14 protein-coding genes and 1 riboswitch are annotated in these 15591 nt (G+C 67.4%); of the genes, 6 read left to right on the top strand and 8 right to left on the bottom strand.

What is annotated here, in order from left to right:
* Positions 1-13 precede the first annotated feature (13 nt).
* The 7 genes from ASF53_RS18430 to ASF53_RS18400 all read right to left on the bottom strand — a co-directional run bounded on the left by ASF53_RS18430 (position 14) and on the right by ASF53_RS18400 (position 6750).
* Complete coding sequence (locus ASF53_RS18430; RefSeq protein ID WP_056201761.1) at positions 14-826, bottom strand: urea amidolyase associated protein UAAP1; 813 nt, start codon at positions 824-826, stop codon at positions 14-16.
* 253 nt (positions 827-1079) lie between these two features.
* Positions 1080-1427, bottom strand: a complete 348-nt coding sequence (locus tag ASF53_RS18425; protein WP_056201756.1) for a cupin domain-containing protein — start codon at positions 1425-1427, stop codon at positions 1080-1082.
* Between the two features lie 118 nt (positions 1428-1545).
* Positions 1546-2919 carry a type III glutamate--ammonia ligase gene (gene glnT / locus ASF53_RS18420; protein WP_056201753.1) on the bottom strand — a complete coding sequence of 458 codons (1374 nt, stop codon included), beginning with the start codon at positions 2917-2919 and terminating at the stop codon, positions 1546-1548.
* Positions 2920-2923: 4 nt separating this feature from the next.
* The gene (locus ASF53_RS18415; RefSeq protein WP_056201750.1) at positions 2924-3724 is read right to left on the bottom strand and encodes a creatininase family protein; all 801 of its coding nucleotides are present in this window, start codon (positions 3722-3724) and stop codon (positions 2924-2926) included.
* Positions 3721-4671, bottom strand: a complete 951-nt coding sequence (locus tag ASF53_RS18410) for an ABC transporter ATP-binding protein (RefSeq protein ID WP_056201747.1) — start codon at positions 4669-4671, stop codon at positions 3721-3723. The genes ASF53_RS18415 and ASF53_RS18410 overlap by 4 nt, the downstream gene beginning before the upstream one ends.
* Entirely contained in the window at positions 4668-5729 is a 1062-nt protein-coding gene (locus ASF53_RS18405; RefSeq protein WP_056201744.1) for an ABC transporter permease, read from the bottom strand. Before ASF53_RS18405 ends, ASF53_RS18410 begins: the two co-directional genes overlap by 4 nt.
* 10 nt (positions 5730-5739) lie before the next feature.
* A complete protein-coding gene (locus ASF53_RS18400; RefSeq protein WP_056201740.1) occupies positions 5740-6750 on the bottom strand; it encodes an ABC transporter substrate-binding protein in 1011 nt (336 codons plus the stop codon).
* Between the two features lie 389 nt (positions 6751-7139).
* A riboswitch (guanidine-I (ykkC/yxkD leader) is annotated at positions 7140-7250 on the bottom strand.
* 505 nt (positions 7251-7755) lie between these two features.
* Here ASF53_RS18400 and ASF53_RS18395 point away from each other — a divergent pair.
* The 4 genes from ASF53_RS18395 to ASF53_RS18380 all read left to right on the top strand — a co-directional run bounded on the left by ASF53_RS18395 (position 7756) and on the right by ASF53_RS18380 (position 12295).
* Positions 7756-9072, top strand: a complete 1317-nt coding sequence (locus tag ASF53_RS18395) for a quaternary amine ABC transporter ATP-binding protein (protein ID WP_056201737.1) — start codon at positions 7756-7758, stop codon at positions 9070-9072.
* Positions 8988-9839, top strand: a complete 852-nt coding sequence (locus ASF53_RS18390) for an ABC transporter permease (RefSeq protein WP_056201735.1) — start codon at positions 8988-8990, stop codon at positions 9837-9839. Before ASF53_RS18395 ends, ASF53_RS18390 begins: the two co-directional genes overlap by 85 nt.
* 187 nt (positions 9840-10026) lie before the next feature.
* Positions 10027-10863 (top strand): glycine betaine ABC transporter substrate-binding protein, encoded by an 837-nt coding sequence (locus ASF53_RS18385; protein ID WP_056201731.1) that lies wholly within the window; start codon positions 10027-10029, stop codon positions 10861-10863.
* Positions 10864-10945: 82 nt separating this feature from the next.
* The gene (locus ASF53_RS18380; RefSeq protein WP_056201727.1) at positions 10946-12295 is read left to right on the top strand and encodes a putative porin; all 1350 of its coding nucleotides are present in this window, start codon (positions 10946-10948) and stop codon (positions 12293-12295) included.
* 215 nt (positions 12296-12510) lie between these two features.
* On the opposite strand, the gene ASF53_RS18375 is transcribed toward ASF53_RS18380, so the two are convergent.
* Complete coding sequence (locus ASF53_RS18375) at positions 12511-13542, bottom strand: GlxA family transcriptional regulator (RefSeq protein WP_056202047.1); 1032 nt, start codon at positions 13540-13542, stop codon at positions 12511-12513.
* A gap of 436 nt (positions 13543-13978) precedes the next feature.
* On the opposite strand from ASF53_RS18375, the gene ASF53_RS18365 reads away from it, so the two are divergent.
* Positions 13979-15232 carry a sarcosine oxidase subunit beta family protein gene (locus ASF53_RS18365; protein WP_056201721.1) on the top strand — a complete coding sequence of 418 codons (1254 nt, stop codon included), beginning with the start codon at positions 13979-13981 and terminating at the stop codon, positions 15230-15232.
* Positions 15233-15257: 25 nt separating this feature from the next.
* The gene (locus ASF53_RS18360) at positions 15258-15590 is read left to right on the top strand and encodes a sarcosine oxidase subunit delta (protein ID WP_056201719.1); all 333 of its coding nucleotides are present in this window, start codon (positions 15258-15260) and stop codon (positions 15588-15590) included.
* Position 15591 lies beyond the last annotated feature (1 nt).

Here is a 15591-nt window from a genome sequence, read left to right as displayed (position 1 = left end):
GGTCTCGCTCCCCTCAGAAGCCGGCGGCGGCGTTGTTCTCGAAGCCGCGCACGGCCTCGATCGTGGCGGTGCGGCAGAGGTCGTCCGCCGCCGGGGCAGGGGCCCGGAAGCGGGTGACGGCGACCGGGTTCGGCGCGTAATCGGGCGCCGGATCGAGGGGATGGGGGCAGTTCGAGAGGGTGACGATCAGGTCCATCTCGGCGCGCAGATCGACGAAATCGCCCGCCACGCGGCCGGCGGCGTTCCAGGCAAAGCGCCCCTCGGGCCCGACCACGACGGGGGCGAAGAACGCGATGCAGGCAGGGATGTCGCGCCGCTCCAGCCCGCTCTTGAGGGCGGCCAGAACGAGGTTGTCGCGGGTGTTGCGGTGCGGACCGCCGGCATAGCGCGCCGCATTCGAAGCGGCATTGGAGCCGCCGACGAGGGCGTCGTGCGCGCCGCAGGAATCCTCGACGAGCGAGAACATCACCCGGCCCATATCGGAGAACAGCACCCGGCCCTTAGCGAGGGCGGCCGTCCACTGCACCTTCACGGTGTCGGCATAGTTCAGCCGCTCGCTGGTATCGGCGGCCGACCACGCGACCAGCGCGACGCTCGACGGGCCGTGATCGAGGCCGAGCCGGAGCGCCTCGCCGGCCTTCAGCGCGGTGGTCCAGTACCAGCCGCCGGGGATGGTCTCGCGATGGAGGATCGCGCCCGCGTCGAGCGGCACGCCGCCACGCGGGCTCGGGCCGGGCAGGGCGCGCGGGGCGTGGCCCTGGCCCGCCTGCTTCAGCGCCTCGTAGCGGCGGCGGTTTTCCGCAATCACGCTCGCGTCGTCCGACATGGTCGTGTCTCCGAAGGGGCCGGGTCGTCCCGGCCGGAGAGCCCTGTCGCGGCCGGGCCGTCCCGGCAGGCCGAATGGGGTTTTGATGTCCTGTCCCGTCCTCGCCCTCATCCTGAGGTGCCGCGAAGCGGCCTCGAAGGAGGGCTCCAGACGTCGCGCGATCCCTGGAGCCCTCCTTCGAGGCTGAGCTGACGCTCAGCACCTCAGGATGAGGGTGAGGATGGGATGTGCGAAGGCAGCTTTCGGCTCGCGTCTACTCGTAGAAGGCGAAGAGCTTCCGGGCGGGCTCGACGATCTCCCAGGTGCCGGTGAAACCGGCCGGCGAAACGAAGGCGTCGCCGGCCCGGAAGGTGGTCTGCGTGCCGGCCTCGTCGGTAACGACGATCACCCCTTCGAGCAGGTGGCAGAACTCGCTCTCGGTGAAGACGACCCGCCACGTCCCCCGCTCCGCCGCCCAGGTGCCGGCGGTGAAGCGCCCGTCGGCGCTGGTGAAGTGGAGCGCCGCGGTCTGAACAGGGTCTCCGGCCAGGATGCGCTCCGGCGCCGGCCGGTAGGTCGAGGGCTCGGCGGACGAATTCGCGAAGGCGACAACAGTCTTCATGATAAAAACCTCCGCCTAGAGCCGTATCCGACCTGATTGCATCAGGCCGGCGTCTTCAGGCCTGTATTTCAACGTGCTTTCTTTCGCCGAACCGGCGTCCACTTCATCGGAAAGCGCTCTAGAACAAATGACTGTAGCGCTCGATCTCCCACGGGCTCACCGTGAGATGGTAGGCGTTCCACTCCTCGCGCTTGGTGCGGATGAACTCCTCGCGCAGGCCTGAGCCCAGCGTCGCCTCGACCAGGGGATCGGCGGCGAAGGCATCGACCGCCTCCTGCAGGGTCTGGGGCAGGAAGGCGATGCCGCGTGCCCGGCGCTCGCCGTCGCTCAGGGCGTAGAGGTTGTCCTCGTTGGGCTGGCCGGGGTCGATCCGCTCGCGCACGCCCTCGAGACCCGCCGCGAGCACCAGGGCGGCGGCGAGGTAGGGGTTGACCGCGCCGTCCGCGTTGCGGCTCTCGCAGCGCCCGCCGCCGGCCGGCACGCGCACCGAGTTGGTGCGGTTATTCGAGCCATAGGAGTTGAACACCGGCGCCCAGGAGAAGCCGGCCATCGCGCCCTGGCGCACGAGGCGCTTGTAGCTGTTCACGGTCGGCGCGAAGGCCGCGCAGAGCGCCCGGCCGTGGCGCAGCACGCCGCCGATGAAGTGGTAGCCGGTCTCGGTGAGGCCGAGGCCGCGGGGATCCTCACTGGGCGCGCAGGCGAAGAGGTTGCGGCCGGTCTCGCGGTCGGAGAGCGACATGTTGAAGTGGGCGCCGTTGCCGGTGCGGTCGGCAAAGGGCTTGGGCATCATCGTGGCGATGAGACCCTCCTCCTTCGCGTAATGCTTGGTCATCATGCGGAAGAAGGTCAGCCGGTCGCACATGGTCAGCGCGTCGGCGTATTGGAAGTCGAACTCGAACTGTCCGTTCGCATCCTCATGGTCGAACGAGTACAAATCCCAGCCGAGATCGTTGATCGTGGTCGCGACCTTGTCGAGCCAGGAGAAGTTGTCGATGAAGCCGCGCACGTCGTAGCAGGGCTTCACCAGCTTATCGTCCGCCACCGGCGTGTGCAGCGAGCCGTCGGCGGCTTGGCGCAGCAGGAAGATCTCGCATTCGATGCCGAGATTGAAGCCGAAGCCCATCGCCTCGGCCTGAGCCAGGACATTCTTGAGGGCGACACGGGTCGAGAGCGGGTAGGGCTTGCCCTGGAAGGTCAGGTCGGCCGGCGCCCAGGCGAGCTTGCTCTCCCAGGGGAGCTGGATGACCTGCGAGAAATCCGGGACCGAGGCGATCTCGTCCTCGTTCGGCGCTTGGCCCAGCCCGTCGAGGGCGTAGCCGGTATAGCGCTCGGAGCCCGCCGCCATCTGCGGCAGGTGGTCGATCGGCACCACCTTGGCCTTCTGCGCGCCGTGGATGTCGACATAGGCGCCGATGACGTATTTCACGCCCTTCGCGCGCAGATCGTCCTGTACGGCGCGAACCTGCGGATCGATGTCGGTTGCATGGCCCATGCGGTCAGGCTCCTGGCGTGGCGACGGCGGGGCCGTCGTAGGAATGGGGGAGGGGCGGGGTCTCGGTGAGCCCGCGGCGGACGAGGGCGGTCAGATCCTCGACCATCCAGGCGAACAGCGCGGCGCCCTCGGCCGGGCTCGCCTGCGTGGGGAAGCCGGTGACGCCGTTGCGGCTGGTGCGGTTGACCGGATGGGCGAAGACGAGGTTTTGGGTGCGGTCCGGGTCGTCGGCCTCCGCAATGCGGTTCTCGCGTACTAGAGCCGGGGCCATCGCCTGCATCAGCGCGGTCTCGGCGCGGTTGGCGTGCCAGTCCTCGGCGTCGAGGAAGTGGGCCGCGCGCACCCGCTCGCTGACGGTCGCGGTGTTGACCAGCGCCACCATCAGGTCGTCGTGGGCCGCCCGCAGCAATTCGAGCGCGCAGCGCAAGGGGGCGGCGTTGGTGACGTGGGCGTTGACGAGGAAGAGACGGCGCACGCCCGAATAGTAGGCCTGGGCCCCGATCTGCCGGACGAGCTCGGTCATCACGACCGGGTCGAGGGCGAGGGTGCCGGGCCAGCGCCGGGAATGGCCGAGCGAGCAGCCATAGGGCAGGGTGGGCAGCATCGGCACACGGGTGCGCGCCGAGACCTCGCGGCAGACGGCATCCGCCAGCACGAAATCCATGCCGCAGCCGAGATGCGGCCCGTGCTGCTCGGTGGCGCCGATGGGCAGGAGCGCGGCCGCCGCGGCGGCGTCGAGATCACCGGGGATTTCTTCCCAGGTGCGGTCGGACCACAGTAAGGGGAGATTCGGGAGAGCGCTCATTCGACCTCGTCCCCCACGCTCGCCATCCGGGTCACCATGTCGAGGCCACCGAGATCGGCCGGGCCGTCGGCCTCCGCCTCGCCGGGATGGATCAGCGCGTCGAGCCGGGCGCGGGTGGCGCGGAATTCCGGCGTCAGGCTCTGGCCGGGATGGCGCGGCCGGGGCACCGGCACCTCGATCAGCTCCTCGACCTCGCCGGGATGGGCCTTCAGGACGAGGATGCGGTCGGCGAGGGTGATGGCCTCGTCGAGATCGTGGGTGATGAAGACGATGGTGATGTCGATCTTGCGCCAGATCTCGATCAGGTAGGCCTGCATCCGCGCCCGCGACTGGGTGTCGAGCGCCGAGAACGGCTCGTCCATCAGCAGGATGCGCGGGCGCATCGCCAGCGCGCGGGCGATGGCCACGCGCTGCTTCATGCCGCCGGAGAGCTGGTGCGGGTAGGCATGGGCGAAGCGCTCCAGCCCGATCAGGGCGAGCCACTGCGCCGCCTCGCGCTCGGCGACGTGGCGCGACTCGCCGTTCTCCTCCAACCCGAAGGCGACGTTGCGCAGCACGGTGAGCCAGGGGAACAGCGTGTAGCCCTGGAACACCATGCCCCGGTCGGCGCCGGGGCCGGAGACCGGCACGCCGCCGACGCTCACGCTGCCCGAACTCTTGGTCTCGAGCCCGGCGAGGATGCGCACGAAGGTGGACTTGCCGCAGCCCGACGGCCCGACCACGCAGAGGAACTCGCGGCGATGGGTGACGAGATCGATGCCGCGGAGCGCCACGGTCTCGGCGCCGTCCGCGTTGCGAAACACCTTGCCGAGGCCCTCGACCCGCAGGGCGACGTCGCGGGCCTTCAGCCGGTCGAAGCGGGCGCGCACGGGCTCGCATTGCGTGCGGTAGTCGCACGGCTCGGTCGTCAGCGGGATGGGAGCGGACGCGCTCATGCCGTCTCTCATGCCTCGGCCCTCGCATAGGGGAACAGGCGGCGGCCGATCAGCGCCAGGGCGATGTCGGTGGCGATGCCGACGAGGCCGATCACGAGGATCGCCGCGTAGACGTTGTCGAAATGCTGGTAGCGGGCCTGCTGCGTGATGAAGAAGGTGATGCCCGAGGACGTGCCGATCAGCTCGGCAACGATGAGGTAGGTCCAGGCCCAGCCGAGCAGGATGCGCTGGTCGCGGTAGATCTGCGGCAGCACCGCCGGCACGACCACCCGGCGGATCAGGCGCAGGTTGCGCGAGCCCATGGTGAGCGCGGCCTCGATCAGCAGCGGATCGACCCGGCGCGTGGTGTTGGCGATGACGAGCACCTGCTGGAAGAACGTGCCGATGACGATGATGGCGATCTTCGGCCCGTCATAGATCCCGAGGATCGCGACCATCAGCGCGCCGAAAGCGGGGGCGGGCAGGTAGCGCACGAACTCGATCACGGGCTCGGTCAGCCGGGCGATCGTCGGTTGCGCCCCGCACAGGATGCCCAGCGGCACGCCGACCAGGGAGGAGAGGGTAAAACCCCAAAAAATGATCTGGATCGAGTGCCACAGGCTCGCGGGCAGCCAGATCGTGTCGCGCTGCGGCGGCGGGGCCGTGAGCGAGGTCCAGAAGGCCACCGCGACCTCGTGCGGCGCGGGCAGGTAGACGGGGTTGGCGGGCCGTCCCTCGGGCGAAGCGGTCCCGGCGCCTTGAGCCGCCGCGACCTCCTCGGAAAAGGCCGCCCGCGGCACCCGCATGCCGGGCTCCATCCAGGGGACGTCACCGGGATTCGTGACCTCGATCAGCGGGTGCCAGAGGAAGGGCAGGTAGGAGACCGCCGCCCACAGGCCGAGCGGCAGCAGGAAGGAGAGCAGGGTGAGCGCCACGCGCCGCCGCCGGGTCAGCGGGCGCGGCGCGCCGACCCAGGAAAGCCGCGCCCGCCCGGTGACCGGGGCAGCGCCCGCCACCGGCGGGAGCGGGGCGACCGCGACCGCCGGAGCGGCGTCCCGCTCGGGATGGGGCTGAGGCAGCGGCGCGCGCATCCTCACGCCCTCACTTGCCGTCGGTGAGGGCGGGATCGATGGAGGCCTTCACGTCCTGCGGGGTCTTGTAGACCTCGAACTTGACGTTGAAGGCATCGGCGTGCCGGCTCGAACCGTAGAGCGAGCCGAACCCGTCGGCATCCTTCATCACCGCGCGGCCCTCGGCCAGCGTCAGCAGCTTGGTGCCCCTGAGGAAGCGGGTGAAGACGGCCGGCTCGACCCCGACCTTGGCCGCCATGATGGCGACCGCGTCGCCTTGCGTGGTCGGGTCCGTGATGTAGCCGACGACCCGGTCCCACAGGCCGACGAGCTTGATCCACTCGGCCCGGCGCGCGGCAAGGCTCGCGGGCGTCACCGTGACCACGTCGTAGATCAGACCCGGCCGATCGGCGGAGCTGTAGAGCGGGCGGGCGCCGGCCGCGCCGCGCATCGCCTGCCCGGCGATCGGCTGCCACGCGCCGATGGCCGCGACGTCGCCGGAGGCGAGGATCTGCGGCGTCTCGTTGGTCTTGGCGTTGACCAGCGCCACGTCGCTCTCCTTGATCCCGGCCTTCTGCAGGCCGTCGATGAGGAGGAGGTGCTCGACGAGGCCGACTTCGAGCCCGACCTTCTTGCCCTTGAGATCGGCCAGCGACTTCACCCCCGGCTTGCCGACGATGATGTCGTTGCCGTTCGAGTAGTCGGTGAGCAGGATCATGACGTTCCGGGCGCCGTTGCCGCTCATCACGAGGGCGTCGCCGTTGGTGCAGGTCACCGCATCGAGCTTGCCCGCCGAGAACGCATCCATCGAGGCGGAGTAGTCGAACCACTCGAATTTGGCCTCGATCCCGGCCTCCTTGAGCCAGCCCTTCTCGATGGCGACCTGCCACGCCACCCAGCCCGGCCAGTCGCTGTAGCCGATGCGCAGCGGCTCGGCGGCCTGCGCCGTCGGCGCGGCGAGGAGGCCTGCGGCCAGCGTGAGGACGGACAGGCTTCGGCGGAGGCTCGTGAGGCCGCCGGTGATCAGGGTCGGGATGCGCATATCTCGTCTCCTCGGGATCGTCGCCGGAACCGGATGCCGGACCCTTGCCGTGGGTCGAGCGTGGATTGTGCGCGCAAGCGGGTGCCGTCGGGCTGAGAAGCCCGCCCGTCGGACGCTGGCACTGGGGCTGGAAGAGGGTGAGGCGCTCGGGCCCGCAGACGATTACGCCCGGACCGAGACGGGCGGCGTGCCGCCCCTGCAGCGGCGGCAAAGTCGCAAGCGCCCGGCCGACGCCGATTTCGGGTCGCGCAAGGCGTGCGATTCGCCGAGGCGAAGATCGAGCGATGATGTCGGAGAAACGATCTGGGGGCTGATGCCGGGCATACGTTCCCTCTCAATAGAGAAAGAGATTGTACAAGACCTAACCTTGCCAATCTCTGGCTAGTGAGGTCTCCCGGGCTTTTATCCCGCCGTGCATCCGGGCGGATGTCTCCCGCCGCGGCAACCGCTCTCGGACCGAACACATCTCAAGAGATGCTGGAACCCTAGCGATCAACTCGATGAAAGTTCTAGGACCGGCGTTTTTCTTGGTCAAGCCAAGAACATCCTCGGGATGCGCAAGTTTTACCGTTCGTGCTCACGTTTTGAGCGCACTGCTGCTCGAATTCGCATTCGCCGCAAGCGGCGGGAACGGTATTCGGCCCTCGGTTCGCGATTGCGAATCGCACGCGCGCTCCGCGCAGTACTGGATAACGGCATCGCCCCCGTGTGTTGCGCGGTACCGGCGGAGACGCGCCCCAGCCGGTCGGGAGCCACAGCCCCTCTGCACAAGGCCCGCACATATCCTGCAACTTTATTGAACACATCTGCTCGGAAACACGGCAGACCCCAACATAGAGCCGGTGCTGAGGCGCTAAAATTCCGGAACGTCGGTGGCTGCCAATAAAGCGTCGCAATACGACAAGACCCTTGGCAGGCCCGGAAATACTCTTACATTGTCGCAAATAAACTTGTCAAAAAAAATCACCACAAGCAACATCGGTTCTCATCGAAAGGTATCACCCCATGGGCCGGATCAATCTTGAAGGTATCAGCAAGATATTCGGCTCGAACTCGGCGAAGGCGCTCGATCTGATCGCCCAGGGGAAGCGCAAGAGCGACATCGCCGCCGCCTGCGGTGCGGTCGTCGGATTGCGCGATATCTCGTTCGACATCGAAGAGGGCGAAATTCTTGTCCTGATGGGCCTGTCCGGCTCCGGCAAGTCGACGCTCCTGCGCTGTATGAACCGTCTGGTGGAGCCGTCCTGTGGCCGGATCGTCGTGGACGGGGTGGACGTGACCCGGCTCGGCCGCAAGGAATTGCTCGCCTTCCGCCAGAAGACCTTCGGCATGGTCTTCCAGCACTTCGCGCTGCTGCCCAACCGGACCATCCTCGGGAATGTCGGGTTCGGCCTCGAGATCAAGCAGGTCTCGGCCAAGGAGCGGATCGACCGGTCGATGCAGGCCATCGAACTCGTCGGCCTGAAGGGCTGGGAGACGAAGTATCCCAACGAATTGTCGGGCGGCATGCAGCAGCGGGCGGGCCTCGCGCGGGCACTGGCCGCCGACGCCGACATCCTGCTCATGGACGAGGCCTTCAGCGCCCTCGATCCCCTGATCCGCCGCGACATGCAGGCGGAGCTGCGCGACCTCCAGCGCAAGCTCAAGAAGACCATCGTCTTCGTCTCGCACGACCTCGACGAAGCCATCGCCCTCGGCGGCCGCATCGTCCTGATGAAGGACGGCGAGGTGGTGCAGATCGGGCAGCCCGAAGACATCGTGGCCCGCCCCGCGACCGAATATGTCGAGCGCTTCGTCGAGCATATCGATCTGGCCGCCGTGCTGCGGGCGGAGCAGGTCGCGGATCGCGCCGCCCCGGTGCTCGCCCCCACGCAGACGGTGGCCGAGGCGCGAACCGCGCTCGGCGGAGCGAGTGGCGGGGTCTGGCTCGTCGCCGACGGGGACGGACGCTTGGTCGGCCGCATCTTCGCCGAGAGGCTCGCCTCCGCCCGGCCGGCCGAGACCCTCTCCAGCCTGCTCGATCTCGGGCAGTCCGTCGTCGAGGCGGAAAGCCGGCTGGACACCATTCTCGCGACGGTCGCCGCCGAGGAATCCGTCGCGGTCGTGGGCCAGAACGGACGCCTGATCGGCTCCATCACGAGCCGCGATGTCGTGCAGGCGCTCGCCGCGCGGCCCGGCACGCACGCTCAGCCGCAGGCCGGCGCCCAGATCCTCTCAAAGCCGTCAGGAGCCCCGACATGGAGTGGAACGTCCCCAAATTCCCCCTCGACACGCTCAGCGACAACGGCCTCGACTGGCTCACAGAGCATGGCAGCTGGCTGACCCGAGCCGTCAGCCGCACGGTCTCCGACTGGATCGAAACGCTGACCACCGCCCTCGTCGCGATCCCGCCCTGGCTCTGCATCGCGGTCGCGGCCTTCGCGGCGTACCGGGTCGGGGGCCGCAAGATCGGGCTCCTGACGCTCTTCGGTCTGCTGTTCCTGTGGAACCTGCGGCTCTGGCAGGCGACGGTCGAGACCCTGGTCCTCGTCACCATCGCCACCGCGGCGGCGCTGGTGATCGGCGTTCCCGTCGGGATCTGGTTCGCGCTCAGCCGGCGGGCTTGGCGGACCTTCTCGCCGATCCTCGACATGATGCAGACGCTGCCGAGCTTCGTCTACCTGATCCCGGCGCTCCCCTTCTTCGGGCTCGGCGCGGTCTCGGCCTGCTTTGCGACGATCGTCTTCTCGGTGCCGCCGGTGATCCGTCTCACGGCGCTCGGCATCCGCAACGTGCCCACCGAACTCGTCGAGGCCTCCGACGCCTTCGGCAGCTCGGCGACCCAGAAGCTGTTCAAGGTGCAATTGCCGCTCGCGCTGCCGACCATCATGGCCGGCGTCAACCAGACCATGATGCTGGCCCTCTCCATGGTCGTGATCGCGGCGATGATCGGTGCCGGCGGCTTGGGCCGCGCGGTCTGGCAGTCGATCCAGCGGCTCGAGGCGGGCTCCGGCTTCGAGGCGGGCATCGGCATCGTGATCGTGGCGGTCATCCTCGACCGCGTGACCCAGGCCCTCGCCGCCCGGGCTCGTCCGCACGGTGTGGCCTGAGTGTTACATCTTCGGCCGGAGAAGCAACCGCTCCTTGCGTTCTCCGGCCGTTCGAATAACATAAATTACAAACTATGATCTTCTCTGTTTTAGCCTCGTTCTCCCCCGCGCGAGAGAGGCTTCAGATGAAATCAGTCTTCAGATCAAGATCGGCACTATCCTCAAGCGACCCTGAAAGGTTCAATCCATGCGCGCACCGATACTTGGGGTGATCGCCTGCCTCGCGCTGGCCCAGACGCCGGCCGAAGCGGCGGGCAAGCAGGTTCGGCTCGCCTACGTGGAATGGGCCGACGCCGTGGTCGCCACCAACATCCTCAAGCTCGCCCTTGAGGAAAAAGGCTACCAAGTGAAGACGATCCCGCTCGCGGCGGCGGCCATGTGGCAATCCGTGGCGACCGGCGACGCGGATGCGAGCGTCGCGGCCTGGCTCCCCGTCACCCAGGGCGCTTATTACGAAAAGCTCAAGAACCGCATCGACCTGATCGGCCCGAACGTCACGGGGGCCAAGATCGGCTGGGCCGTGCCCGCCTATTCCTCCCTCAACTCGATCGAGGACCTGGCGACCAAGGCCTCCGAGGTCGACGGCAAGGTGATCGGCATCGATCCCGGCGCCGGCGTGATGAAGAGCTCCGAGGCGGCCATCAAGGCGTACGGCCTCAAGGTCAAGCTGCTCGACGGCAGCGACGCCACGATGACCAGCGCGCTGAAGGATGCGGTGCGGCAGAAGAAGGACGTGGTCGTCACGGCCTGGACCCCGCATTGGATGTTCGCGCGCTACGACCTGAAATACCTCGCTGACCCTAAGAAGAGCTTCGGTGAGGCCGAGAGCGTGAACACGCTGGCCCGCAAGGGTCTGAAAGAGGACATGCCCGAGGTCTACGCGATCCTCCAGAAGTTCAAGCTCACCATCAAGGACGAAGAAGCCGTGATGGCGGAGAACGAGGAAAAGGGCGCCAAGCCCGAGGCAACGGCCGCGAAGTGGATCGCGGCGAATCGCGCGAAGGTCGATGGATGGCTGAAGTGATCGTCCCGTCCAAGACTTAAGAAAAACGACGGGAAACACTTCGGAAGGCGATCTGGGTCTTCATTCGAGGGGGTTGGGGGATATGACGGCGAACGGTTTGGCGGCGGCCCTCGTGGCCTGTGCCGCAGGGGTCATGCTGTGTCCATCGATGGCCGCGGCGCAGTCGAAGGGTCCGGTCGAGGTCAATGCCGAGCCCAGTCAGGTCAACAGCGAACAGCCGGTTGCCGTCGCCGATCCGCGCTACATGCCCGAATCCCGCAGCAATTTCGATCTGGGGCCACCGAAGGGGAAGACCGACAACGGCACCTTCACCTTCGGCGGCGCCATCCGCGCCCGCTACGACTGGCGCTTCAATGACGCCAGCCGCGGCGGCGTGCGCAAGGCCACGGAAAATCTCGACTTCGACACCCTCGCGCTCAAGGCCACCTACGATTCCGATACGATCTTCGGCTCGGCGCAGTACCGGTTCTACGGCGGCAGCTCGATCTACGGACCCCGCAACGGCTATCAGGGCTATCCGGGCGAAGTGAACTTCCCGATGTGGGCCTATGTCGGCTACAAGTTCACCCCGGAAGACAGCATCACCGCCGGTATCAACCAGGCCCCCTTCGGCCTGACCCCGTATTTCGGAACGAGCTTCCTTGAGACCCTCGGCTTCACCATGGGCCTGGAGGAAGTGTACAATCTCGGCGTCAAGTTCTCCCACGTCGAGCCGGACTTCAACTATCAGGTCGGGTTCTATCCCGGCTCAACCCCCAACGCCTTCGGCCTGAGCCCGGACAGCGCGCGCTACTCCACCGCGATCGTCCGGGCCGACCCTTACGTCACGTTCGGGACCAACAACGCCGAACAGAACATGTTCATCGGCCGGGCCGAGTATTTCGTTCTCAAGAACGACACCGCCTCGCTCGCCTTCGGCGCCTCGATCTGGCACTCGGACATCTATAATTTCGACACGCGCCAGACCGGCACCAAGCAGCTCGAAGGTCTGCACGCGCTCGGCACCTACGGCCCCTGGGGCTTCAAGGCGATCTACGTCCGCCAGGACATCGACCCGCGCAACCCCTTCCGCAACGATCTCGTCACGGTCGGCGGCTTCGACTTCTCGTACAACCTCGCGGCGCGCGGCAACTTCGTCTCGGCGGAGGTGACCTACAAGGTGCCCGATCCGATCGGCCCGTTCACCGTGGTGCCCTTCGCCGGCTTCAGCGCCTTCTACAAGGACAAGGCGAATTTCCGGGCCAGCGAGCGCTTCACGCTCGGCGGCGCCTGGACCCTGACCGCCGACCCGAACCTGATCATCTACACCGAGGCCGCCATCGGCCGGAACGACCCCTATGTCGGCGTCGGCGAGTTCAACAACGGCCTCGCCCAGGGCGGCGAAAACCGCTTCAAGTCGCGCTTCATCATGAATATCGGCTACTATTTCTAGAATTGGTGGTTTCGCGAGCGGAACGCCGGCTTCCTTGGGAGCCGGCGTTTTCGTTTTCAGGTCCGCCGAACCCACCACGAGTCTGATCGCGACGAAACCTGCATCGGCACGCAGTCACAAAAGCAGAGCGGGGCGCCGGACCATCCGGCACCCCGCTTAAGCTTTCATCAGAATGATATAAGACTGGTCGTTTCCGAACGACCGGCCGCGGCGGCTCAGGCGCGCAGCCCCCCTTGCGTCTGCACCAGCTTGCGCTCCGCGCTCGGCGGCTGGCCGAAGCAGTCGAGATAGGCCTTCGAGAAATGCGAGGCCGAGGTGAAGCCGCACTCGAACGCCACCGAGAGCAGCGGCATCGCCGTCTGGCGGATCAGGTTGCGGGCGTGTTCGAGGCGGATGCGCAGGTAGTGCTTGGCCGGCGAGCGGCCGAGATATTTGAGGAACAGCCGTTCGAGCTGGCGCGTCGAGAGCTGCACCGCGTCGGCGAGTTCCTGGCTGCCGAGGGGCTCGGCGAGCGAGGTTTCCATCAGCCCCACCACCCGCAGCAGCTTCGGATGCGAAACTCCGAGGCGCATGCGCAGGTCCATCCGCTGGCGCTCGCCGGATTCGCGGATGCGGTGGTGGATGAGCTGGTCGGCGACCTCCGAGGCCACGCTCGGCCCGTGGTCGCGCACGATCAGCGACAGCATCATGTCGGCCGCCGCGGTGCCGCCCGCGCAGGTGAAGCGGTTGCGGTCGATCTCGAACAGGTCCGAGCCGATCTCCAGCCCGTCATGCTCCGAGACGAGGCCCGGCAGGTTCTCCCAATGGATCGTCGCCCGGTAGCCGTCGAGGAGGCCGGCCTTGGCCAGCACGTAGGTGCCCGTGCACACCGCGCCGATCGCCGCCCCGCGGGCGCTGCAGCGGCGCAGGGCCGAATGGAGGGCGCGGTGATCCGGGTGCTGGATGTCGATGCCGCCGCACACGACCAGCATGTCGAAGTCCTGCGCCTCGCTGAAGCGGCCCGCGACCTTGACCTCGATGCCGTTCGAGGCGGTGCACTTGGTGCCGTCCTCCGACCAGAGCGAGAAGCGGTAGAGATCGCGGCCAACCGCGCGGTTGGCGAGCCGAAGGGGCTCGATCGCCGAGGAGAAGGCGATCATCGAGAAGCGGTCGATCAGCATGAAACCGACGGAGATCGCCCTACCGGTCACGGCCTCGCTCGCCGCAGCAACATTTGCCGGGCATGTCGCCCCGGCCGCAATCATCATTTCCATCCCGACCACCGTTTGTCGGCCTGTGCCACGGCTTGGTGCGCAATTCACGTGCCGCGCCGATCCTTGCGCGGGCCGGAGAGCGATTCGGGGTCGCTCCGGTTGTATCCGGCTCGGTCGATCGGACGCGGCACGTCCGCCGAGGCGGCGCCACAGTGGAACTTAATCTCCGATCGGCCGCCGAACGCAATAGAATAATTCTTGTTCGCCCCTCGGCTCACGGCCGCGTGATCGGACAAGCCGTCCGGTTTGTCAGTCAAGCAGAGGCGCGAAACAGAGCGCCGAACTGGGCCTGTTGCGGCCGCCCGGCGGCATTTGGGCGGGAAATGCCGGGAAATCGATCGAAGTCGGGAATCCCAAACTCGCGGTCGCCGTCGATCAAGCCCCGCCGCGGCGCGCGGACCATGATCCGTCAACACCGCGAGGTCGACCGATGCGCCGCTTCTCCCTCACGTCGCTACTCTCCGAATCCATGCGGGGCCATACGGGCTGGGGCCGCCAATGGCGTGCCCCCGAGCCCAAGCCCCGCTACGACGTCGTCATCGTCGGCGGCGGCGGACATGGGCTGGCGACTGCCTATTATCTCGCCACCGTGCACGGCATCACCAACGTGGCGGTGCTGGAGAAGGGCTGGATCGGCGGCGGCAATACCGGCCGCAACACCACGATCATCCGCTCCAACTACCTCTACGACGAGAGCGCGGCGATGTACGAGCACGCGCTCAAGCTCTGGGAGGGGCTCAGCCAGGAGCTGAACTACAACATCATGTTCTCCCAGCGCGGCGTGTTGATGCTCGCGCACAACATCCACGACGTTCAGAGCTTCAAGCGCCACGTCTATTCCAACCGTCTCAACGGCATCGACAACGAGTGGCTCTCGAAGGAAGAGTGCAAGGAATTCTGCCCGCCGCTCGATATCTCGGGAAGCCTGCGCTACCCGGTGCTCGGCGGCGCGCTCCAGCGCCGGGCCGGCACCGCCCGCCACGATGCGGTGGCCTGGGGCTACGCCCGCGGCGCCGACAACCGCGGCGTCGACATCATCCAGAATTGTGAGGTCACCGGCATCCGCCGCGACGCCTCCGGTGCGGCGGTGGGCGTCGAGACCACCCGCGGCTTCATCGGCGCCGGCCGGATCGGCGTGGTCGCCGCCGGCCACACCTCGACACTGATGTCGATGGCCGGCGTGTCGATGCCGCTGGAGAGCTACCCGCTCCAGGCGCTCGTCTCCGAGCCGGTCAAGCCGTGCTTCCCCTGCGTGGTGATGTCGAACGCGGTCCACGCCTACCTGTCGCAATCCGACAAGGGCGAGCTGGTGATCGGCGCCGGCACCGACCAGTACACCTCCTACAGCCAGCAGGGTGGCCTCCACATCACCACCCACACGCTGGATGCGATCTGCGAGCTATTCCCGCAATTCACCCGGATGCGGATGCTGCGCTCCTGGGGCGGCATCGTCGACGTGACCCCGGACCGTTCGCCGATCATCGGCAAGACCCCGGTGCCGAACCTGTTCGTCAATTGCGGCTGGGGCACCGGCGGCTTCAAGGCGACGCCGGGCTCGGGCCACGTCTTCGCCCATACGCTCGCGACCGGCACGCCGCACGCGATCAACGCGCCCTTCACCCTCGACCGGTTCCGCACCGGGCGCCTCATCGACGAAGCCGCCGCCGCGGCCGTCGCGCACTGATCCGCATCCGTCGGGAGCTCGAACCATGCTGCTGATCGCCTGTCCCAATTGCGGCAAACGGCCCGAGACCGAATTCCGGTGCGGCGGCCAAGCCCATATCGCCCGCCCCGCCGACCCCATGGCCGTCGATGACGGCGGCTGGAGCGAGCACCTGTTCGTGCGCGCCAACCCCAAGGGCGTGCATGCCGAGCGCTGGTGCCACATCCACGGCTGCGGACGCTGGTTCAACGCCCTGCGCGACACGATCAGCGATCGCTTCGTCGAGACCTATCCGATCGGCGAGCAGCCGAAATCCGGCGTGAAACCGGGAACGATTCTCGGACCCAATTCGGCCACCCAGAGCGAGACGAGGGCGTGAG

Source organism: Methylobacterium sp. Leaf123 (assembly GCF_001423405.1).
Taxonomy (GTDB): Bacteria; Pseudomonadota; Alphaproteobacteria; order Rhizobiales; family Beijerinckiaceae; genus Methylobacterium.
Note: the sequence above shows the minus strand (reverse complement) of the source record. Positions and strands in the feature narration are given on the sequence as shown.

Coding starts and splice junctions, on each gene's coding strand:
- ASF53_RS18430 (WP_056201761.1), bottom strand. CDS start 826: ATGTCGGACGACGCGAGCGTGATTGCGGAAAACCGCCGCCGCTACGAG.
- ASF53_RS18425 (WP_056201756.1), bottom strand. CDS start 1,427: ATGAAGACTGTTGTCGCCTTCGCGAATTCGTCCGCCGAGCCCTCGACC.
- glnT (WP_056201753.1), bottom strand. CDS start 2,919: ATGGGCCATGCAACCGACATCGATCCGCAGGTTCGCGCCGTACAGGAC.
- ASF53_RS18415 (WP_056201750.1), bottom strand. CDS start 3,724: ATGAGCGCTCTCCCGAATCTCCCCTTACTGTGGTCCGACCGCACCTGG.
- ASF53_RS18410 (WP_056201747.1), bottom strand. CDS start 4,671: ATGAGAGACGGCATGAGCGCGTCCGCTCCCATCCCGCTGACGACCGAG.
- ASF53_RS18405 (WP_056201744.1), bottom strand. CDS start 5,729: ATGCGCGCGCCGCTGCCTCAGCCCCATCCCGAGCGGGACGCCGCTCCG.
- ASF53_RS18400 (WP_056201740.1), bottom strand. CDS start 6,750: ATGCGCATCCCGACCCTGATCACCGGCGGCCTCACGAGCCTCCGCCGA.
- ASF53_RS18395 (WP_056201737.1), top strand. CDS start 7,756: ATGGGCCGGATCAATCTTGAAGGTATCAGCAAGATATTCGGCTCGAAC.
- ASF53_RS18390 (WP_056201735.1), top strand. CDS start 8,988: ATGGAGTGGAACGTCCCCAAATTCCCCCTCGACACGCTCAGCGACAAC.
- ASF53_RS18385 (WP_056201731.1), top strand. CDS start 10,027: ATGCGCGCACCGATACTTGGGGTGATCGCCTGCCTCGCGCTGGCCCAG.
- ASF53_RS18380 (WP_056201727.1), top strand. CDS start 10,946: ATGACGGCGAACGGTTTGGCGGCGGCCCTCGTGGCCTGTGCCGCAGGG.
- ASF53_RS18375 (WP_056202047.1), bottom strand. CDS start 13,542: ATGATGATTGCGGCCGGGGCGACATGCCCGGCAAATGTTGCTGCGGCG.
- ASF53_RS18365 (WP_056201721.1), top strand. CDS start 13,979: ATGCGCCGCTTCTCCCTCACGTCGCTACTCTCCGAATCCATGCGGGGC.
- ASF53_RS18360 (WP_056201719.1), top strand. CDS start 15,258: ATGCTGCTGATCGCCTGTCCCAATTGCGGCAAACGGCCCGAGACCGAA.